The following is a 20,336-nucleotide window of genomic DNA, read 5'->3' as shown; positions in this document are numbered from 1 at the left end:
ACAAGCTGTCAGTCCGAACGTTAGTAATAGCGCTACTAACCCGAAAACCATCTTCTTCATATTCGTTCCTCCGTTTCAAACTCACGTAATATATCGACTGGACGTCCGCTATAACCCGACGAACTATAACGTCCGGTCGCGGTCCCTCCTGATTTAAACTCCGTGTGAATCCGACCGTCTGCTTCAAGAGCTTGTGGTATTTTCATCACGTACGTATTTAGAAGCTTCTCATAAGCAGCCACGGTCGCGAGCGGCTTTAACGCTTCTTCTTCCTGGTAATACGCCTCCATAACGTCGGCCGCAGTGCTCCGCGTTTTACCGCGCTTGAACTGTCCGGTCCGATCACGTATACCGAGATGGTCATAGATGAGATACGCCAGATGATTACCGTTCGTAATTGAAAACTCCGTAACGAACAAAGGCGCGTGTTCTTCATCTGCCGGCGCTAACTCTTCCGCCTCTAACTCCGCGAGACGTGCGACTGCGTTCGTGTACTTCTTCAGCGAAGTTTTCCCTGCCGCTTTACATTCCGCGATAATTGCACGCTGTTTCTCGGTCGCTTCCTTATTACGTGCGATCCGCCGACGTTGCTTTTCGATCCAGTCCGTAATCTTACTTGCGTTTAACGTACGGTCCATCTTACGTACAAACTCAGGTCCGATATCATACGAAGTAATTACGTCCTCACGCGCTTGCTCGAGTAACGGCGTAAATTCCGCTTCGAGCTTCGCAAGCCCGTCGAGGTCAACGACGAACCCGGACCGCGCTAAGAATACGTCTGTTTCCGGTAGCTTGGAGTCAATCATCGCGTAACAATCGAGTAGCTTACCGGAACCATCTGCGGAAGCTGCTTGCGTCATTTGCTTGTACTGCCACTCCGTAAGAGCCCATCCGTACAGAACGTCTTTTATCGCATAGATTCCGACAAGTTCGATACTAAATGGAGCCGGCGAACGGTTTCCGAACATGTCCTCGAACGTGTAGATAGGTCCGTTAATTCCGAAGAATCTTCCGTACTTTGCGGTTAGCGGCTTGAGGCCGAATGACTCTTCGTGTTCGTTAAGCATTCGCATCGCATCTAGCGAGTCCCATACACAGCCGTGAATCTCGTAGCCGTCCTTAATAGCAACGTGTAAATCGTAACGCGCCGATCCCATATGAAACGATTTGCCGTGGTTAGGTTGCGATAAATACGGAGAAATCGCCGCAAGCACTTTCGAACGCGTTAGTTGACTGTCCGTAGATTTGTGCGCACTCATATCGTCGAGAAATTCGAAGCCGGCTTCGCCGCGCATGTCGACGTGACCATACGGAATGTAATAACCTTCGTTGAGTAACGGAAGCCACACGGAGTAACCGATCGAAACGTCAATGTACGTATCGACGCCGGTACCCTCGAAGTCATTCGCGGTCATGGACTTTACGCCAAGTTTCGCCCACCTGTCCGGCCACTCGCGCATCTGACGGCGGCACTCCTCACGTAACCGCTCAACGAACGCTGGCAACTCGGAATCACACGTAAGTATATGAAAGTTATCCGGTTTAGTCCGTAACGTCTCCGCGATCCTTTCCGCCCTTTCCCTCCGATGCGTATCCGCCAAGGTACGCTCGCCCGCTGCAACTACGTCAGCCTTCGTTATAGACCCTCCGCTAGAGCGGAAAGACGGGAACTTGCCTGTTTCCCTCGTCAACGCTACTTTTACCGCCTCGACTGCCTTACGTTCGCGCTCCGTCAACGACATTGCGCTAATACGTTCGACTGCTTCGGCTGGCGTTTCTTCTGCGGCTTTCTTACGTTTGGCTGCGTCGGCTACACGTTCGGCTATGTCCGGGTCTGCGGTTGGCTGGCGGAGATTAAGCGTTAATTTAACGTCAGCCATGAATGCGACACCTCCTTACGCTGCGGCTTTCGTAGCCTCAAGTTCCATCCGGTCAAAGCGTTGTTCGACCGGAGTGACTAGCGCCGATACTGATACGAGCCAACCGACTTCGGTTACGCTAACCGACTCAGCACCCCCATTGTCTCGACGTACAGTCACAAGCTGTCCACGTTTCAACGGCGCTCCATACGGTCTATCTACGACGACAACATCGCCCGCCTTAAACTCGTTCACCTTACGGCCAATCGCAGCCCACTTCGCAGTCTCTGCGTCAACGCGTTCGAGTTCGTCCTGCGTGTAGTAATGGTGCGCACTTCCGCCAACTACTACGGACCTAAACGGATTACAATCCTCGTCATCTCGCACGACCATCACGATAGAGCCCGTCGGAATGCAGGCTTTCGCAACGAGAGTACGCGCATATTCGCCGACTTTGAAACGTACGGGCTCCGGTTGTGGCTGCTCCTTCTCCCCGTCAGAAACGAGAGTCAATTCGGTTAGTAGTGCGATCCAGCGTTTTTGCGCCGGGAAATCCACGTAAGCTAAACCGGCTGCAATATCACGTACTGTGCCGATATCTCCGTTGCTTACCTTGCCCCATTTGTAGCGCGGAGTCTTGCCCTCTTCGATCGTAAGGCGGACGGTAGAACCGACTTCAATCGTGAGTTTTGCGAGCTGTTCCGGTTTTGCGTAACCGTAAGGGATATCACCGCCGACAAGCTGAATGACAGGCGCGTGACCGTGCGTTTCGCAAAATGGCGTATCAACTTCGTAAATTCCTCCGTTGTCGTATCCGTTCAGCGGATGTTTACCGCCACCGCTAATCAAACGCACCTTCTCGCCTACTGCGAACTGACTCCGCGGGTCCGTAGTAGTCGTTTCAGCCGCAAGTTTACGTTTAGCTTGCGTTACCTCTTCGTCGGTTGCGCGGACTACGCTGCTCGCAAACAACCACCCTGCGTATTTTCCCGATAATGATGCGAGTTTGTACGGGACTGGGCTGCGGTCGTCCTCTTCGATTACGTAAATCCCGCCGATAATTGCGAAGCCATTTCCGGATGTAGCTTTCACGTGATCTCCGACCTTTAGTCGAGTTTGCGCCAGGAACTCCGCTTCTGTTGCGGGCTCGTACTCGTCCGGACCGAACCAGTCCCCGGATACGCCACGATCGTCAGCGGTTTCGCCCCGGTACGGAAGGAACTCAGACTCGTCGTCCTCTACGATTTTTACGATCTCGCCGATTTTAAATCCGTGCCCGCGAATCTCGCCCGTGATCTTAGCGTAATCCCCAACGGTCAGCCATCTAGGTGCGGGTTCCTCGGCTGTTACGGGTTCAAGCACGACGTACTCCCGATGAGCAATGACCGCACGCTCCCCATTAATAACCGCCCACACGCGCCCATCCTTCGGATCGGCCTCAGCTACCGTAAGCTCAGCGCCATTATCGTACGGATCGGACGCTCGCATTCTATCGATGATACGGATACGTTCGCCTACTTTGGCGTAACGTTTAACCTCGCGATAGGCAGTGCCGATCTCCGATACTTTCGCATACACTTTGAACTCTTCGCCGCAAAGGTCGTGGTTGTCACCGTCGTTATCTTCAATTTGCGGGTCACCGCAACCGTCAATCTCTGTCACCGCGTAAAATGCGCCTTTCGTAACGTAGTCATCCTCGTCGTCGTATCGGATGATATCGCCAACTTGCGCGTCACGGTCGACTTTACGGTACTTAACGCCATTTACCTCTACGTCCACAGCCGGTACAGTTACGTTCAATTTCGCCATTTAATCGGTCTCCTTTAGGGGCTCGTTGGCCCGCGTTTTATTGGACTTGCGTAATCTTCCGTAAACTACGACTAAGCTACGAGTGCTAACGCTGGCGCGTCCGGCTCGGGTTCGTCAAGATTCCGATTCAACGCGATGGACAACTCGACCCAACGCTCGGACGCCCGTGCCTCGCTGCACCAATACTCGCTCAGGCATCGGTTCTCGAACATGAACACACGCGGAGTCTCGCCATCGACCGCCCACACGCCAACGATATAGTCAGCGTCGGCTCGATCGTACGTCGTGCCGTTGCCTTTCTTCGCGTAAACTACGAGGTCCGCGATTCCGTCACTGCGCTCGCGATCCGAACGTCGACGCACCGTCTTGACTTGGATCTTAACGTGGCGGCCCGTAAGTGGCTCCGTCGCTAATACGTCGTAAGCTTCCGCTGTTTCCGACGTGTGGATGGTCCACCCGTTAGCCAACAGCGCAAGACGCGCCGCCAGCTCCGAATACTTGCCGGTAATTTCCGTTTGATGTGCCGTATTACTCACCTCCTTTACGTAACAACCCGCCGACAATAGTGATGATGACGATAAGGCCAGCCGCGTTCAGAAATCCGAAACTAAATCCGAATACGAACGAAATTAGGAACGCCAGCACCCACGAAAGAAAGGCGTAAGCTCCGAGTGTCAGCAAGATCATGAGTAAGAACGCTTGCCACGGACCGAGTTTACTGAGCATATTCCGCGCCCCTTTCCGGATAATTTACCGTGCCCACAACGTCGTCAATCTCTAACGTCGGACGAGCTACGGTAATTTTGACGTAACCTCTGCCGCGAAGTGCGTTGGTATAGCCCTCCGCGTCCTGCTCCGTTACTCGGTACGCGACCGGTTGCCTGCCGTCATTTTTGTCCGCGATTAACCAAACATTGCCCATACACGCATCTCCCTTCGTAATTAAAACGGCAAGTCCTCTTCGCTGATATCGATAGGCGCATCCGTTTGTTGCGGCTCGGTCGGCGGAGTTTGTGCGGCTGCTCCGATAGACAAGCCCAAGCGTGAGATATCGAAGCCCGCGATAACGAGGTTCTTTATCTGTTCCTCCTCGTCGGCTACGTACAAGCACGTCTCGAACGATTCCATATCGAAAGGTGCGTCCGCCAGCTTTTCGAAGTTCTTACGTTCCTCGTCCGTCAGGTCTTCGTCTGCGTCGATAATCGGAGACAACGCAACGACTGCGTTTGTGCTCGTACCTGTCTTCGAAAGTTCGAACGCGATCGTGCCGAGTTTCTTTGCGTACTTTTCGATAACGGCTTTGAGCGTTTTCTCTTGCTTCGGACTCAGGTCAACTACGATGTCCTTGCCCGTCGTCAAGTCGAAAAATGCACGCAGGAACCGTTGTTTACCGCGATACAGATACGCTTCATCCGTGATCTTCTTGACTGCGTCCTCGCTCGCGCCGCCGTCTTTCGCAGTTTTAGCGTCGGCATACAGTAGTTCAGCCGCCTGATCCCAAACCGTCGCACCGGACTCGATGTATCCGCGAGCATTACGTACAGCTCCGTTTTTCGGAACGAACGTGTTTACCTTCTTGAACACGCTGTAACCGTAATACTCCGCGACGTCGTTGACGGACTTGACTCCGACTTTGAACGTCGTACCGGACTTGAACGATACAATCGGGCTTTCTTGCGTGCCTCCATCGTTATTCGTCGCTGCCGCAGCCGCTTCGCCTTTACGTGTGAAAATGGACATCCAATCACGTTCCCCTCGGTTAATTTTCGGACTGTATTCTTACGTCCGCTACACGGCACCGACGTATTTGGCAACGGGCCCCACCCCGTACGTCAATACCGCGTAGCCGGCGTAAGAAATTCCGGCTTTCTTCCTATTAAATAGCGTAGTCATGCAACGTAAGCTGCGACCGCCTTCGCTACCTTGCGTTTCTCGTGGCGGATGTTTTCGATATCCGCGTCAATTTGCGTAAAGTATTCGTCTATTGCAGAAACACGAGCCTGCATTGCGAGCTTGACGGATTGGCTACGAGACTTCTCAGCGCGCAATAAACACGAAGCCCGTTCGACTGCCAATTCGAGCTTAGCGATTGTATTGCGCTTCATCGTCGCGACCTCTTTGCGCTCAATCCTACGCAGCTCCCGCATTACAAGCGCTTCAACTTTACTCCGGATTGGGGCGGCGACCTGATCGCTTGGGTAAAGCGTGATGACTGCGTCTTGATCTGGCGCAACAATAAATGTAACGTGATTCTTCGCGAATAATCGTGACGGCTTACCCTCCTCGGAAACAACCGACGCCACAAAACGAGCTTGACGTAAGCCGCTCCGTATCCATTCCTCGGCAATGCGTTTATCTACGCGAAACGCAGATATCGCTTTATCAATCGCGTGCTGACTTACGGAAATTTTCACGCGATCACCCGGCCTTTTAGCAGCGGATGGATATCGAAAATGTCCGAAAAATCTTCGTAAGTCGAGACGTTTCCGTTATATAAAACGTTTGGAAATCGTTTATATTGCGAATTTACGTTGTTATACGTATTTAAATTACGGTCATATTTGCGTTTCATTTTAAACACCTCCGGGTATAATAACGTTGACAACCGTTATCAATGCTGGTATTATGCTAAATGTGTGGTAAGCGAATTACCAGAAAAAATACATAATGCATATACAACGATTTTGTTTAGTGAATGATTCATTGTGTTATAATGCATTTAAGGGATAGTCGGGCCTCATGCCTGAAGCTCCGACTCCCTCTGTTATACCGCCAAATATTCGCCTATCTCACCGAAACGATTAGCGTCGTATCGTCGTGATAGCTTGCGTAATTTGCGGCTAACAGTCTCGTGGTGTATTCCTAGCGCTTTAGCGAGCGCCGTGATGGAATCGTACTGCGAAAACTTCGTTACGATTAGCGTCGTAACATCATCGACCTGGGTAGGGTCCGAAAGATAGGCGATCAGTTGACGCTGATCGTCTTCTTTCTTTAATACTCTGTCTTCAACTAGCTCACTATCCGCGATATTGAGTGTTAGCGCACTCTCTTCGGATGAATCAATGCTTAATTCAAAACTCTCGGAACGGCGAAGTTCAGACCTGAGAAAATCTATCCTTGCGTTTTTCAATGATCTGGATACCAACTTACCAAAATTTAACGCTCCGTCTCTAGCTGTTAGTTTTAAGATCACCGAGTCAAGTATCTCGTCGGCATCATCTATACTACCGAGACCCGTTGAGGTTACCCTTCGTCTATTTTGTCTTTGAAATTCTTCAATAACTTCTTGATATACGTTATTGAAGTTTTCCGGGGTCTTGGAGACAAAGAACTCATTGGCTTTTTTATTTAGTTTTTCAAAACTCAAGGTTACTCACTCCTTAGTTATGGCTTACATATACTACAACGGATGAGAAATACGTTTCGCACACTTTTAAGAAAAACTTTTAAATTTATTTGGAGGCATTTATGGCTTATACAGTCATTAAATGCCTGCTCGGAAACTTGCTTGATGATGTTGAAATGACACAAGCGGAATTATCGCGACGGACCGGTATCCACAAAAGCCAGATTAGTGCGTATATAAACATGCGCTACAATAAAAGCATGGAAATTGCACACGCACGTCGTATAGCGGAAGCTCTCGGTGTAGAGAACCCTTACGATCTGTACGAATGGAATAACGGTCAACCGAGCGGGCGCACAGACGATTAATTCGATCTGTGTGCCGTAAATGGACGTGATTCACGTCCGACTTGTCGCCCGTATAGCTTCCCCGGTCCAGTGACTATGTTGACTCTTTTAGTTTCGCGATGACGCCGCGCTTAGTGGCGCCCTCACATAATGCGTTAACCCTCGCAGTATCTCCAATCTCATTTAGGTCCTTGGCCGGGTTTGGTACGTAAACATCGTATAACTCACAATACCCACGCATCTTATCAGCTACCTCTTCGCGTAGTTTTACGCCCGCCGCGTCATTATCCGTCCCGATTAACAGTGTCTTTACCGGAGACCTGCGCAACAATTCTGCTTTCGCATCTGTAAACGCAGACCCTCCGACTGCTATCGCCGGTACGCCGCAGCTCCATGCGTACAACGCGTCTATTTCCGATTCTACGAGTAACACACGCTCAATCATACGTGAATAAACGATGTGTATCCCGTATATCATATTCCGGACTGGAGCGCCGCCACGCGCATACCAAAACGCCTTACTCCACGTCGCTCGCCATTTCACGTTTATTGACGTCCCGTCCGGAGAGTGCCACGGCATAACCACCGCATTTTTCGCGCGATCAAATCCGCAACCGAACATACGTTGTATTTCTGGCGATATGCCTCGGCCTGTTAAGTACGGGATTTCCTCCGTGCGGTACAGCGACAGATCAATCGGTTTCGGTTTAGGCGGCGGCTCCAATGGTACTAGCTTTAGGCGCAGTCTCGGCGGGCCTGCTTCTTCCACGATTCCGGTCGTAAGCTCCTCGCGGGATTCCTCGTACGTAATATTCCTTATAAACGCGTACAGCTTGATTGGACCACCGCGCGACCACTCCGCGTCCTCTGCGCCAAGATCCGTCCAACATCCGAAAGCGGGCGATTCTGGATCGGTAATAAGCGAGAATGACGGCGTGCTATCTTCACGCATGCCGAAAGGTGATGTTGCGTTGAGGCGTCCGCGATTATTCGGTTGAATACTGCGCCAATCATAGGACCAAATTGCGGATAAGAACGTGTCGGCGTTTATGGCGCGCACATTGTTCGTCCTCCTTTCTTATTGCTTTTCGTTCTCATTTGTTGTATCCTTTGCATAAAGCATTTTTTGAACTTTAAGTTCATAGCTACATCATATGGAACTTAAAGTTCAAAGTCAACCCTTCGGAGGAAAAATAATGAATAAATTCTCAGAACGTTTTGAACAACTTAGGATAGAAATGAATCTCTCGTACCAAGATGTCGCGAACGCTTTGAATATAGGAGAGCGGGCCGTACGTTACTACGTGTCCGGAAAAAGACTACCAACTGTTGAGGGCCTGTGTATCCTCGCTAACATGTTCGGCGTGAGTACCGACTTCCTTCTCGGATTGTCTGACGAGAAGTAGGCGCTAAAACCCGGCCACTCCCGCAAACTGCTCCGTCAGTGCCTTGCGATCAGGCTCACGCAAAACTCCGTAATCCATTAGCGCTATTAAGTCTATCGTAAACCCTTCGCCGCCGTTCCTCCCCTTTTCAACTCCGATTTTGCCGTTGCCGTTCGTCGCATCGAACGCAAACAGGTTCGTGGCAATCTCCAGTACAGCTCCCGTTGTCTTTACTTGGTCGCGTTTTGGTAGCTTTATCTCGCGATCCTCGCCTGCCTCGACTTCCTGTTTCTCTGAACGCGCCTGGATCGTGTATATACCCACAACGTCATGTGCGCCAATGATCGCCTCAAGTCTACGCGCAGCCTGTTCCGCAGCGCCGCCTGTGGTCTTGTTTGAGTTGCGACCGTAAACATCCGCGAGCCCGTAGAACGGATCAACGACTACGGCGTTTATTTCTGGATGTTCCGTAAGCTCCCGATCTAACTCGTCCAAAGTACGCGTTAAATCATTGTCGCCCTTTGCCTGTAGAATCAAATTACCCGGATAGTAGTCGTTCACTTTTGCGGCCATCTCTAGCAGATACTCCTCGACATCACCTTCGAGTCTGCCCGAAAGTATGTCCTTATTCGGAACTCCAACTTTCACTATAAACTCTGAGGAAGATATTGCCTCCTCGCGCGCAGTAATGATTGAAAGTAGGCGAGAGAACCAGGGATACCACTTTACTTCGTATGTTTTCACGAGAACATTGGCACCTTGTCGAAGTAATTCGTCAACAAAGACAGCGGAGAGATACGTTTTCCCACGGCCCGATTCCGCCATGATCCCGTAAATGTCCCCGGAGTACAGACCGCCAATCTCCGCATTCAGTGACTCGAAAGGGGTGCGCCAAAGTGTGAACGACTTCCCGGCCTTCCTTTTTTGGTACTCTTCCGAAAACGCACCGGCGAGGGTATCGAAGGTATTCCCCGCCGTTTTACGAACACCTGTTCCCGTTTCCAGTTTAATCCGTTCGACCCGTTTCGTCAACCACTCCGTTAGTTCTGTGAATGGGACGTTCCCAAACTTTTCGCCTAATTCATCGTTAATCATTTTCGCAAACTCGCGATTGCCTACGTCTTCCTTCATCTTCCCGACTAGATATTCGTAACTGTCGGTAACTCCGGGTATATACTCAACGTCCGGACAATTCGCGACAAAGGTTGCATATGAAGGCGTTTTCCCTTCGTTCTCCACGGCGAACCCATTGATGAAGTCGAATGCCTGACGCTCGCTCTGCGTTGGAAAATCCGTGCGCTTTACGTTGTATTTCTCGATAGCTAACGAATTTCCCGAATCAATTAACCGCGACATAAATTGCTGACTAATTATTGACATTACTCACACCTCCTGTTTTACAACATCCTTAACCCTACGTCAAAGTCGATTTGGGACGATTTTACTATGTTACCACTTCGACAAAATAGTAATTATACGTAAATAATTGGACACATTTAGGTAAAGACGCATACATAGATGTGCAAACATGTGTAATCTTTCGACAAACCGTGTCGAAATAAGGCTTGGAAGATTAATGTAACTCGTATTTACGCCGTTTTTCTCACGTTTACGTTTCTTAACCCGCGTTTACTCCCGCCTACAAACGGCACCACTACGCACATGTCCTGTACTCTATCGGCTAGTCTTGCGTCAAACACCGTATTCAAGTCGTCGATTGTTACGTTAGACGTGTATATCGTCGGTAAGCCGTTCGCCGTGCGGTAATTGACGATGCTGTGTAAATCTGCGCGAAATGCATCGGTTGCCGACCGTACACCTATATCGTCCAATACTACGAATGGCGTGCGGCAGGCGCATAACTCCATTGCGTAATATTCGGCTGCGTGGCGTTCCGCTGTTTCCGCTGGCACGTGTGATCGATTGAACCCGAGGAATAACGTTTGCCAAGCGTTAACATCGAGAAAGTATGCGCACCTTTCCAGCGGCTGCCTGTCCCGCTGGAGCGATCCGATATAGTGGCGCACGACGTACTCGTGTAAAACCGCGCTCGCCGACGTAGTTTTTCCGGTGCCAGGAGATTCCGAATAGAGGTATAGCGATTTTATACGCTCCGTTGCAACATCGAATTGCCGCTTGAACGTGTTAACGTACGCGTCGATGACCTTATAAGCCCCCGCTTGATCCTCTCTTGCCGGAGAGTTTTGGAGCGTTACGCCTGCGTACTCTTTCGGGACACCTGCCGCTGCGATTCGCCCACCTGTTCCGTTGAATCCGTGAACTGCGATCCAGGACGAACAGAGGTTATTACAGCTTGTTCCACCTGCCTGAGAGCAATGCGTAGAAAGTATGCACTTGTCTGCGTTAGACATTGCGTTCCTCCTCACATATTTAGTTTAGCATCTTTTAAGAATTTGTCCGCAACTATTCATATGATACGAATATTTATTGACTTATGAATAAAAATGTGCTAAAGCCATTCGGCGAGTTCCTCCGCAGCCATCCCGCCATTAACTACGGTCATCTCCGCTTTTTCCTTGCGCTGCCTGTCCGCAAGGATACGGGGAATTACCGTGTTTAAACGGTAGCTGATCGCGAATCCTGCCGTAAGTATCGGATAGTCCGGCGTGGGCTTATATTCACGGAAAATCTGCGTGAAAGCTTCGTGCAAAACGTCTGCTCCGTGCTCTGCCAAAGCACGTTTAATTGCGCCCTGCTCGAAACCCCAGTTACGCATCGGTAGGTACGTCTCGACTCCGAAGTGCTCGCGGTTCAAATCGGCGAACATTGCGTGGACGGTTCGTACGTTCCATTGTGAGTGCGGTAGTGTGCGCCAGGCTGTACGGTCGATTTTCTGCTTCTTTGCTTTAGTAACCACCATAGCACCTCCTTTGCTATTTTGTATATTTAGGAAAACTGAGAGAAGTGTAGAATACGCGATTTTAAAGAAGATCCCGTCAGGGGGCTGCCTCTATAAATGAACTAATTTCACATTTTCCTCCACATGGCTCCTACATTATAACTTGAGGATGTAAGTCAGACACAAACCGCAAAATCGCTGATTTTCTGTTTTTTGACTAGAAGGAAATTCCAATACTTAAATTAAGTTTGTATACACTTCTAGTGTTATTACGTATCTTAATCTATTTTTGTATACAAAAAGCTAGCAATTAAATTAGTAATTAACTATAAGGAAGCAGATTATGAAAAATCATACTAGCGATGAGATGTGCATATGCTGATTCGTATACAGACTTAAATTAAGTTCCTTATGGAATTATATAGTAATTATTATCTAAACTCGTTAATGCTTTAGTTTTCTCACATTTTCATTTCGAGCAAATATCAAGTATTTTCACCCGTCCCCCTCCTCTCTTGAAGCTTCCTTTTCTTAGTTGCCTAATGCTGTAAGCACAGCGACTTCTAGATTCTTTATTAGATGTTGTCATTAACTCATTGTTAGACGTTGTTATTTATTTACACACCGGATAAATGAGTTTATAGACCTACTCATCTTGAACAGGAAATAGTATTGGTTGAAGGTCCTTCACTAACCTCCGAGCATAAACGCGATCCTGAAAAACCGGAAGTCCAACGCATTGTCCCCCGTCCCATCTTGCGACGTCATTTCGTGCTTTTTGGAACACGCTCATCAACCGATCACGTAATTCCGTGTTCTCCTTTTCTGCCGCGATCGCCCTGCGTATTGCTTCCGGCCAGCCTTCGCGAGCTTCAGCGTGGAAAACTGCGTCCTTGCGACGAACAAAGCATCCGATGCCGTCCGTTAGGTTGTCGACCCAAAAGCGAAGTTTATCGTTACCAGGCCATTCGTGCGGAACAGCATACAGAGGACCCTCCGTTGTTGCCTCACAAAGCGTCAGGTCTGCGTCTAAGTCTCGCATTTCGTTACCGCCTCCGTATTATAGATTGATAGGGTAATCCTAGTAAAACCGCAAATTCAGCGATTACCGAAAAATAACTACAAGCTCGGGATGTACGCAAAAGCGAACTTATGTATACTTAAATATACATATGTTTCCTTAAGCGTACCTAATTACATCGAAAATAGGTATTTTGTGCTCACTGTTTGTTAGCCTCTTACTGTAAAATTCTCCGCCATACTACCGTTTTCTCACGTTTTCATTTTGCATAAATTATCACGGTAAAATGACGGTAGAAATCGGTCTTTATCACGACTGCTCCAGGACGTCAATACCAAGCATATCGAGTGTGTACTTGATGCCGTCCGCGAACGCGTAATCCTCGGGAAACGTGTCGTATCTTCCGGTACCTTCGCTATGCCGTTGGTGAGTGCGCGCGATCTCCGCCCACATCTGCTTTCGTGCTTGCTCTTCCGTTATCTCACACTCATACCCGTTCACCAGCGCGGTCAGTATCGTTGTGAATGGAATCGAGCGGAGGGTAACGATAGACGGACCGTTGAACACCTTCTCATCCAGTACCACACGCAAGAGCCCTTCCGTATTATCTGCGCCAAGTATGCCTCGTACTTTCTCGATCGCATCCGCAACCTCCGTGGGTATTACTGGTTTATTGACGTTTGACATTTACGCTATCCCCTTCCGTATTTTTATTGCCGCGATACCATTCGAGGATATCGTCGACCGTTTCGAATTTTGCGTTATTCATGTTGCGATCAACCTTTCGTTATAAAATCACACGGCTTCGTCAAATTTACATCCTGCCCGTTCCTCAAATGCCTGCCGTTGCTTAAAGCGCTGGTACGCCTCCTGAGCGCTACGAGCGCGGGATATCGGCGCACCTACCCGCAAACATTCCGCAATAAATCCGTAATCCGTGTCGCTATATGGAAGCCCCGACGTACACAAACGCCAATGGACGAGCTCATGTAATAGTGACCCGATTACGGCTTCTTCGGATCGAGACGCATTTACTACGGCTGACATGCGTACCTCACGCAAGGAGTCATCCTCGGTGGTAGATCTAAAGCACGCCCACCTATTCCGCCAAGGACGATTAACCAATACGAGAGTTCCCGTATAATCAACGCCCCAATGCTTGCGCGCTAACTCGTTCGCGATCGAAAAGAGCCGCGCTTGTTCTGCGAGTAACTCCGCTTTCTTCATCAACATTCGCCTCCTAGTCCCACCACGGTATCCGTCGTTGAATACGAGTAACAGCGTCCGGGTTTAGTTTAAGGTAGTTAGCTACGTACCTATCCGCGTCACTTCGGTCACTAAAAACACGTAATTTTCGTTCTTTTGTACGTCCGAATAACCCCTTCCGCATTTCGTAAACAACGTACTCCCAACCCACGCTGTCACCCCCACGTAATATCAAGCGCCTGTACGTTCTCGAATATATAAGCCTGCGGGCCGTATTTACGTTGCGCCCACTCTCCCGCCTGCCTACGAGACTCGGCGTAAACAACCTCCTTGATCTCGGTCCCTACGTAAACTACGAACGTGCCCGGTGCCATCGGTTTTCCTACGCGTATCATTTACACGTCTCCTTTACGTTAAATTAGCGCCTTTACCCGTTACCCTACCGAATACCCTCGCCTGACCGTTACGCGCCTAATCTGACGTTAAACTCAGGCGTTAATCCAGCGTTAATCGCATCGGCAAGCTCCTGCGTAGTCTGTCGCAAAAGGCTGCCGATTTCCGCAAGGCTGGACGCGCCTGAAGCTGCGACAGTACGCATACGGACCGAATCGAGTAACGCCGCCAAGCCGCCGGACGTTAACGGATAGTAGCCGACGTCGTCCCAACGTTCGCGGAGTTCCGGAGCTGGCGCGCCTTCGACCGCTTTATAACCGGGCGCTTTCGTGGGGTCGACGAGCTTGCGTTGACTGACGATAAACTGCGTTCCATCTGAGCGTAGTGCGAAATTAGCGGTTAGTTGTACGTTCATTAAGTAAAACACCTCCGAGATTATTGTGAGGAAACGTGTACGCGTCGAGTACACACACGACGAGACAGAAGAAAGATAACGTTACGGATGCGAGTAATACGGCGGTTATTTTCATACGCGATTACCCCCGTTTACGCGGACTTAGAACGTTTGCGCGACCGCTTCGACTTCCGTATAGCCGTTCCCATTGATGCCGCCTTGTCTATCTCGCGTTGGATAACCTCTACGAACGCCTCTGTGTACCCATCCTCTATTAGCGTATAGACTTTCCGACCTTCTGGGTGAAGATATTTGAAAACAGTTTTCTCACGAGGTCTGTAGCCTGTAGCGGCTTCTAATTTGTCGAACATAATCTTATAGACTACTCCGAAGCTCTTATCATCTGTACTTAGGTTGCGGACATCGGCGTATTTATAAAGAAGCCTCGCTACTTTACATCTGCTCTTTTCTCTGACTTGATCTTCAGGACTCAAGTCGTCAACGTTGTCCGGAGCTCCATAATGGGGCTCTACTTTGTACCCCTTAATGCCTGACTCACCTGTAGCGGTGAACTTAAAGGACGTAGCTCCGTCTTGCATGGACTTTAAAATAGAAGTAGCTTCAAATAATTCCCGACGCATCTCGGACAGGTCATCATGAAACGTGACAAATTGCGATTCCTGCCGAACTACGATACTTCGCAAAACTTCGTTCTCCTGAATAAGCGTCCCTACCTTAGTCGACAGTTCCGTAATCTCTCTTTTATTTCCCGTAAAAAATTCCATATTAACACTCCCCCTCGATAATATTGTAGTCAGCGTCAATAACGTCAGTCCGGGCGTATTGCCCATTCGGGAACACGGATACTAGGTCTCGTAACGCACTGACCGCTTCCGTATACTCACGTGCAGTTAGCGGGTCTAATGTCACAATAGCGCTATTGTACTGCGCCATATAAGCGTACCTTTTCGCAAAGTCGCGTACGGCTCGGCTGAACGACATTACTGACGCGGTTAAGTCCTGCGTGTTGGTAGCGAACGCGGCCCGCCCCAAATCGTCAATGTCTCCGTACCTCTCCTCGTACTTTCGTAGCCGTTCGGATATGTTCGGATCGGCCACGTACTCCGTTCTTGGCGGTTGCGCACGCACAGCTTCGAGCGTATCGCACATAAGGCCGTAATCGTCCTCCGCCTTCTCAGCGCGCGCCTCCGCTTGTTCTCGTGCCTCGCGTTCGACCTTCAGCGCGGCTTTGACTTCGCGCAGTTCACGGACGGTCATTTCGTCGACGGTTTTAGTCGCGCCAGTTGACGGAACAGTGTGTAGAGACGATACAAAAGATGTGCGGTCGATGTCGGATGGCAATCTCGAAATTTCATCCAGTATTCCCATCGAAATACTTCCCGACGTCGGGAACTTTGTATCTCCAAGACGCTCAGCTATCTTCAAAAATCGGTCTGCCTGTGAAGATGACATTTCGATTTGCCGTAACCATACTGTCCAGCCACCGTGTGACTCAGTAAGTTTGGTTTCTTTAACGTGTTTTAATCGGCGTCCGATTTCGAAGATAGCTTCGCCTGCGACGCGCTTGTATGCGTTGATTTCCGCAGTTATCGTAGGTAAATCCGTTGATAGAGTTGCGACTTCACTCACGTTGACTCCTCCTTTAGTTTTAGTTTGCGGTGATTACGTCAGGTCATCGAAAATCGCGATACGCCTTGACCGTAGCAATAATGAGATACAGCGCCCACATTCCGAGAGTGATACTGATCCACGTAGCGGCTTCTTCCGACGCGACAATAACCATTTGTACGAACCTCCTAATTTGTGGTATAATTTACCTAACCTTCGAACCGTGGACGAATTAGTGATCATGCCTGAATCCCTAATTTCAGTTTGCGTGAGAGGAGGCGAGAGAATGCTAATACATACGGCGGGTCTTACCTTTTGGTTAGACGCTGACGTTATTACCTCTACCTTGGGGTACGTCAGTCACTTCGCATGTTGTTTAGCCGCGAGACCCTTTATCCGAAGACTCTTTGGATAGGGTCTTTTCTCTCTTCTACTGCACTAAGCTCGTAATTCGCTTCGCTCATTCTCGCCGTCGACTCTCGTCTCCGTACATCTTTTACGCGTGATAATCTTTTTATTAACTTACGCCGCGTAGTATGAAAGGAGGCAACGCCGACTGAATAGCGAAGCGTATGTTTTATCTAGTTCTTAGTGGCTCTTGCTAAAGGTGGTTATAGTTAGTGTCTTCGATAGCCATGTCGGTAATCACCATGTCGGTATTCGCGGACATGGACGCATCTAGCCGGTGTCAAGTACGTCCGGCTCCGCATCGAATATCGCAAGCTGACTAATCGGAAGCACCGTATACCGCGTATTCTGCCACGTACCCGTTGGCGACCTCTCGCGTACTGCTCGGATAACTGGGCGTCCGTTCCAGCGATATTCCGTCAGCTTCTTAACGTATCTATTCGCTGTCTGCCGATTGACTCCGAGATACCTCGCGATCTGATCCTGCGTAGGGTAACAGTTGCCAGCCGCATCCATAAACGAAGCAATTACGCATAGCGTCGTCCAATTTTGCGCACCCATGCTTGCGATGAGTCCCGCTTTAGCTGCGTCGACGTACATCTTAACGAAGATACGCGTTTCGGTTGCGCCGGATGTGATGGAATATTCCGTTTGTGATTCGACGCTGACGAGGCGTTGTGTATCGGTCATGCTGCGTCCTCCCTTCTGTAGGATACCGAAGCTATAAACGCCTCCATATCCGCAATTAAATCCGTACGTCCCACGCTTCTCAGAGGTGGGTATAACGCTGTTACATGAACAACTGTCGCAATCCCGATTTGTTCCGCTACCGGCTCGCCTCTTGCGTAATATACGGTTAGGTTATCCGTCTCCTTTGCGTACTTCTCGAGCGTCCTACACCTCGGGTCGAGTATCGAATTGGCGCTTAGCTTGGCGTCGATCCACTCCGTTTCATTAGCGATGAAGTCCGGAATGCACACGCCTACTTTGACGTGATATCTGACGTCTGGATAAATAGCACGTAATATCTCGCCGAGTCTTCGTTCAAATTCGTGTCCGAGCGGGATGGAGTCGCGGCCTTTGTATCTCTGACTAAGTGCGTATTTGTACGAGACTTTGTACGCCGCAAGAAATTTCTTATATGTTCCGTAGTGCTTACGCAGGTACCCGTAAAGTTTCGGATAAGTCTCCCGCAAAACTCGCGTAGGTAGATTATCAAACGGGTAGTGTTCACGGTAGAAATCGTCTAGCGCGTCAATCTCTACTCGTTCCTTAATCTCCTGCGATACTTTACGAAAAGTGAAGTAGTCTAAGTTGTAAATATCGCACACATGCGTAACATCAGCCGTTTCTACTACTCGGAAATCGTCGGTTATTTCAAAACACCGTTGAAGCTCGACTTCGCTAGGTGTTCCGTTGCATTCGTATAGTCCGTATTCACGAAGCGCTTGCGTGTAGCTCCCGAACGAACGCAGCGCCTGCTTGCGGATGCTGCCGTACTCCTTTGCGGAAAGTTCCTTCGAAATGTTGGTAACGTCGATTCCGCGATCTATTAACTCGTCGATCTTTGAAAGCACTCGCTCCTTACCACCCATTTAATCGCCCCTCACTACGTTTTTCCCCATCAAAGTAATCCCGCACAACTTCGTAATAATTCCGCCTTCAGTTACTACAACGGATGAGAAGTACGTTTCGCACATTTAAAAAAAAATAACGCCCACCTCCGAAGAGATGGGCGTTATCGTCCGTATTATTAACGTCTCTTTCCTACGCGAGACATTCCGAGTCGTGAAAGTGGGGAATATTGCGCGTGACTATCACGCATAGCGCCCTCGTTTACCTTGACGTACCCCTGCGTGGTCTTAATATCAGCGTGCGCTACGATCCGCTGTAATGTGAAGAGGTCTCCGCCGTTAAGTAGGTAATTTGTGCAGAAGTAATCGCGGAATCGGTGCGGAGACACCGGTGTTGCTTTCCGATCAATACCTACTTTGTCCGCGTACTGGCTTAGTCTCTTTCGGAATTGGTCAGCTTTTAACGGATCACCGTAATTCGCCAGAAATATGAAGTCCGTATCAAAGTAAGCGCGGTTCTCTTCCATGAGCTTAATCAACTCACGTAAAACACTCGACGAAACCGGAACAATTCGCGGCTTCCTATTCTTGTTCATATGGCCGGGTAATCGAATGCAACGTGAAGCGATGTCCAGGTGGGCCGACTCTAACCGCAAAGCCTCGTTAATTCGCAACCCCGTATCCGCAAGTAACAACATAAGCGTACGGTCGCGGAAGCCCGCAAATGTATCAACGTCGGCAGCTTCGATTAAAGCTCGGAGTTGTCCGTCGACGATTACACTTTTCTCCTCGGTATCCTTGCGCGGTGACTTCAGCTTCTCCGCCGGGTCCTCTTTCATTAATCCTTCCGACATCCAAAATTTACACATTGTTTTCAACGCGCGGAGCCTTGACGCTACTGTGACGGGTGAAAGATTGCACCCTTCTACTCGCCGTTCTGCGACCCCATCATATTTTGTCCGTTCGTAGGACATGTAGTTCATATACTCGCGTAAAAGAGCCGTATCAAGTTGCCCTACTTCATTTATCTCCGAATGGCTCCCTATAAGCCACTCCCGAAAATAACGCCAGTAGCTTTGATAGTCTTCGAGTGTTCGCTTCCGTAACTTCTCCGCTCGTTTAGCGTTGTAGAATAAGTCGAACCCCAACTCAAGCCCGATGACACCGGCTCCTTTTTCAGACCGCCCATTACGTCGTTTAGCGGTGACCGCCTTACCCTTACGCGGATCAATCGACATAGCAAAAAAAACCTCCTACAAAATACCGTAGGAGGCTCCGTGTATACCGCATTTCAGCGCCGACGTTCGTCTGATTTATCGCTAGGAAAACGTTGACCTAGCGTCTGCCTATCCGGAACATTCAACGAGTGACAAACGTTGATATGACGGGAAATTCTAACGAAGAATGCTGGTGAAGGGAATTGAACCCCCGGCCTACGCATTACGAGTGCGTTGCTCTACCCCTGAGCTACACCAGCAGGTCAGTGTAACTGACAACAAAAACTATTATACTCTTACTTACATAAAAATCAATCACTTACATCCACTTTTTCAACTAGGATTTGGATTTAGTTCGGTAACGTTTCCTGTTGCGGTGCCAGACAGTTTATCTGCGACGGAACGAAGCTTTTGGCGACTGGAGGAAGGCTTGTCACGGCGATCATCAATTTTGACCGAGGTGGAAACGCGCTTGGCTCCTGACAGGAATGGCGCTTCGTGCAGCGCAGCAATAGCGGTGAACACATCATCCAACGAACCTTCAATAATCGTACTCATGGAGGTAAGCTCATAGGTAATTCCTTTTTGCGTTTTCAACACTTTTTGCATCTGGGCAACGTAGTCGCTCAGGCTCGTACTCCCCGTTCCAATCGGGATCACTGTCACTTCTGCAATGGTCATCGCCAAGTTCCTCCTTTAATTTAAAATCTTCACTTCTTTAAAAATCTAAAACCTCTGTCCGATAAAGCAACCTTATTTCATAAAAACAGTCCATATGTATGCTGCTTGTTTCTGTAGGAAACATCTTTATCATTCATTGTACCGTTCACAAAGCCTCAATTCAAATGCAGCCCGCGACTTCTCTGCAAATTTTGAGTTTCCATTCCT

25 protein-coding genes and 1 tRNA gene are annotated in these 20,336 nt (G+C 49.3%); 2 read left to right on the top strand and 24 right to left on the bottom strand.

The annotated features are described in order from the left end of the window. Positions 1–56 precede the first annotated feature (56 nt). The 9 genes from QMK20_RS02185 to QMK20_RS02145 all read right to left on the bottom strand — a co-directional run bounded on the left by QMK20_RS02185 (position 57) and on the right by QMK20_RS02145 (position 7,035). Entirely contained in the window at positions 57–1,880 is a 1,824-nt protein-coding gene (locus QMK20_RS02185; protein WP_283654394.1) for a DNA polymerase, read from the bottom strand. Positions 1,881–1,895: 15 nt separating this feature from the next. Continuing rightward, on the bottom strand, positions 1,896–3,668 hold the full coding sequence (locus QMK20_RS02180; protein WP_283654393.1) for a hypothetical protein: 1,773 nt from the start codon (positions 3,666–3,668) through the stop codon (positions 1,896–1,898). 71 nt (positions 3,669–3,739) lie between these two features. Next, positions 3,740–3,880, bottom strand: coding sequence for a hypothetical protein (locus QMK20_RS02175; RefSeq protein WP_283654392.1), 141 nt, complete (start codon positions 3,878–3,880; stop codon positions 3,740–3,742). A gap of 316 nt (positions 3,881–4,196) precedes the next feature. Further along, on the bottom strand, positions 4,197–4,394 hold the full coding sequence (locus QMK20_RS02170; RefSeq protein WP_283654391.1) for a hypothetical protein: 198 nt from the start codon (positions 4,392–4,394) through the stop codon (positions 4,197–4,199). Further along, positions 4,384–4,590, bottom strand: a complete 207-nt coding sequence (locus QMK20_RS02165; protein ID WP_283654390.1) for a hypothetical protein — start codon at positions 4,588–4,590, stop codon at positions 4,384–4,386. Before QMK20_RS02165 ends, QMK20_RS02170 begins: the two co-directional genes overlap by 11 nt. 20 nt (positions 4,591–4,610) lie before the next feature. Continuing rightward, positions 4,611–5,408, bottom strand: a complete 798-nt coding sequence (locus tag QMK20_RS02160; protein WP_283654389.1) for a hypothetical protein — start codon at positions 5,406–5,408, stop codon at positions 4,611–4,613. A gap of 149 nt (positions 5,409–5,557) precedes the next feature. Continuing rightward, positions 5,558–6,082, bottom strand: a complete 525-nt coding sequence (locus QMK20_RS02155; RefSeq protein ID WP_283654388.1) for a hypothetical protein — start codon at positions 6,080–6,082, stop codon at positions 5,558–5,560. Further along, complete coding sequence (locus QMK20_RS02150) at positions 6,079–6,240, bottom strand: hypothetical protein (RefSeq protein WP_283654387.1); 162 nt, start codon at positions 6,238–6,240, stop codon at positions 6,079–6,081. The genes QMK20_RS02155 and QMK20_RS02150 overlap by 4 nt, the downstream gene beginning before the upstream one ends. Positions 6,241–6,432: 192 nt before the next feature. After that, on the bottom strand, positions 6,433–7,035 hold the full coding sequence (locus tag QMK20_RS02145) for an RNA polymerase sigma factor (RefSeq protein ID WP_283654386.1): 603 nt from the start codon (positions 7,033–7,035) through the stop codon (positions 6,433–6,435). A 101-nt stretch (positions 7,036–7,136) separates the two neighbouring features. On the opposite strand from QMK20_RS02145, the gene QMK20_RS02140 reads away from it, so the two are divergent. After that, positions 7,137–7,382 carry a helix-turn-helix domain-containing protein gene (locus tag QMK20_RS02140; RefSeq protein ID WP_283654385.1) on the top strand — a complete coding sequence of 82 codons (246 nt, stop codon included), beginning with the start codon at positions 7,137–7,139 and terminating at the stop codon, positions 7,380–7,382. Between the two features lie 73 nt (positions 7,383–7,455). Here the strand turns inward: QMK20_RS02140 and QMK20_RS02135 are convergent, their stop codons facing one another. Continuing rightward, entirely contained in the window at positions 7,456–8,421 is a 966-nt protein-coding gene (locus QMK20_RS02135; protein WP_283654384.1) for a toprim domain-containing protein, read from the bottom strand. A 94-nt stretch (positions 8,422–8,515) separates the two neighbouring features. Between QMK20_RS02135 and QMK20_RS27510 the strand changes: the two genes are divergently transcribed. Next, positions 8,516–8,767 carry a helix-turn-helix domain-containing protein gene (locus QMK20_RS27510; RefSeq protein WP_404580109.1) on the top strand — a complete coding sequence of 84 codons (252 nt, stop codon included), beginning with the start codon at positions 8,516–8,518 and terminating at the stop codon, positions 8,765–8,767. Between the two features lie 3 nt (positions 8,768–8,770). Here the strand turns inward: QMK20_RS27510 and QMK20_RS02130 are convergent, their stop codons facing one another. The 14 genes from QMK20_RS02130 to QMK20_RS02065 form a co-directional block, all read right to left on the bottom strand. After that, positions 8,771–10,126: a DNA helicase gene (locus QMK20_RS02130; protein ID WP_283654383.1), complete on the bottom strand. Its 1,356-nt coding sequence runs from the start codon at positions 10,124–10,126 to the stop codon at positions 8,771–8,773. Positions 10,127–10,335: 209 nt separating this feature from the next. Beyond that, positions 10,336–11,118, bottom strand: a complete 783-nt coding sequence (locus tag QMK20_RS02125; RefSeq protein ID WP_283654382.1) for a P-loop NTPase family protein — start codon at positions 11,116–11,118, stop codon at positions 10,336–10,338. A 98-nt stretch (positions 11,119–11,216) separates the two neighbouring features. Next, entirely contained in the window at positions 11,217–11,627 is a 411-nt protein-coding gene (locus tag QMK20_RS02120; RefSeq protein ID WP_283654381.1) for a hypothetical protein, read from the bottom strand. A gap of 1,309 nt (positions 11,628–12,936) precedes the next feature. Next, positions 12,937–13,314, bottom strand: coding sequence for a hypothetical protein (locus tag QMK20_RS02115; RefSeq protein WP_283654380.1), 378 nt, complete (start codon positions 13,312–13,314; stop codon positions 12,937–12,939). Positions 13,315–13,422: 108 nt separating this feature from the next. Beyond that, entirely contained in the window at positions 13,423–13,854 is a 432-nt protein-coding gene (locus tag QMK20_RS02110; protein WP_283654379.1) for a hypothetical protein, read from the bottom strand. A gap of 194 nt (positions 13,855–14,048) precedes the next feature. Beyond that, complete coding sequence (locus tag QMK20_RS02105; RefSeq protein ID WP_283654378.1) at positions 14,049–14,228, bottom strand: hypothetical protein; 180 nt, start codon at positions 14,226–14,228, stop codon at positions 14,049–14,051. Positions 14,229–14,296: 68 nt separating this feature from the next. Beyond that, the gene (locus tag QMK20_RS02100) at positions 14,297–14,641 is read right to left on the bottom strand and encodes a hypothetical protein (protein WP_283654377.1); all 345 of its coding nucleotides are present in this window, start codon (positions 14,639–14,641) and stop codon (positions 14,297–14,299) included. A gap of 131 nt (positions 14,642–14,772) precedes the next feature. Beyond that, a complete protein-coding gene (locus tag QMK20_RS02095) occupies positions 14,773–15,405 on the bottom strand; it encodes a hypothetical protein (protein ID WP_283654376.1) in 633 nt (210 codons plus the stop codon). A 1-nt stretch (position 15,406) separates the two neighbouring features. Further along, the gene (locus QMK20_RS02090; RefSeq protein WP_283654375.1) at positions 15,407–16,270 is read right to left on the bottom strand and encodes a DUF3102 domain-containing protein; all 864 of its coding nucleotides are present in this window, start codon (positions 16,268–16,270) and stop codon (positions 15,407–15,409) included. 657 nt (positions 16,271–16,927) lie between these two features. Continuing rightward, positions 16,928–17,347 carry a helix-turn-helix domain-containing protein gene (locus tag QMK20_RS02085; RefSeq protein ID WP_283654374.1) on the bottom strand — a complete coding sequence of 140 codons (420 nt, stop codon included), beginning with the start codon at positions 17,345–17,347 and terminating at the stop codon, positions 16,928–16,930. Continuing rightward, entirely contained in the window at positions 17,344–18,252 is a 909-nt protein-coding gene (locus tag QMK20_RS02080; protein WP_283654373.1) for a hypothetical protein, read from the bottom strand. The genes QMK20_RS02085 and QMK20_RS02080 overlap by 4 nt, the downstream gene beginning before the upstream one ends. A 158-nt stretch (positions 18,253–18,410) precedes the next feature. After that, a complete protein-coding gene (locus QMK20_RS02075; protein ID WP_283654372.1) occupies positions 18,411–19,469 on the bottom strand; it encodes a tyrosine-type recombinase/integrase in 1,059 nt (352 codons plus the stop codon). Positions 19,470–19,636: 167 nt separating this feature from the next. Next, positions 19,637–19,708, bottom strand: a tRNA-Thr gene (locus tag QMK20_RS02070). A 73-nt stretch (positions 19,709–19,781) separates the two neighbouring features. Then, positions 19,782–20,129: an MTH1187 family thiamine-binding protein gene (locus QMK20_RS02065; RefSeq protein WP_283654371.1), complete on the bottom strand. Its 348-nt coding sequence runs from the start codon at positions 20,127–20,129 to the stop codon at positions 19,782–19,784. Positions 20,130–20,336 lie beyond the last annotated feature (207 nt).

The organism is Paenibacillus sp. RC334 (assembly GCF_030034735.1).
In the GTDB taxonomy this organism is placed as follows: Bacteria; Bacillota; Bacilli; order Paenibacillales; family Paenibacillaceae; genus Paenibacillus; species Paenibacillus terrae_A.
The sequence above is the reverse complement of the archived record's forward strand: the minus strand, read 5'-3'. Positions and strand labels throughout refer to the sequence as shown.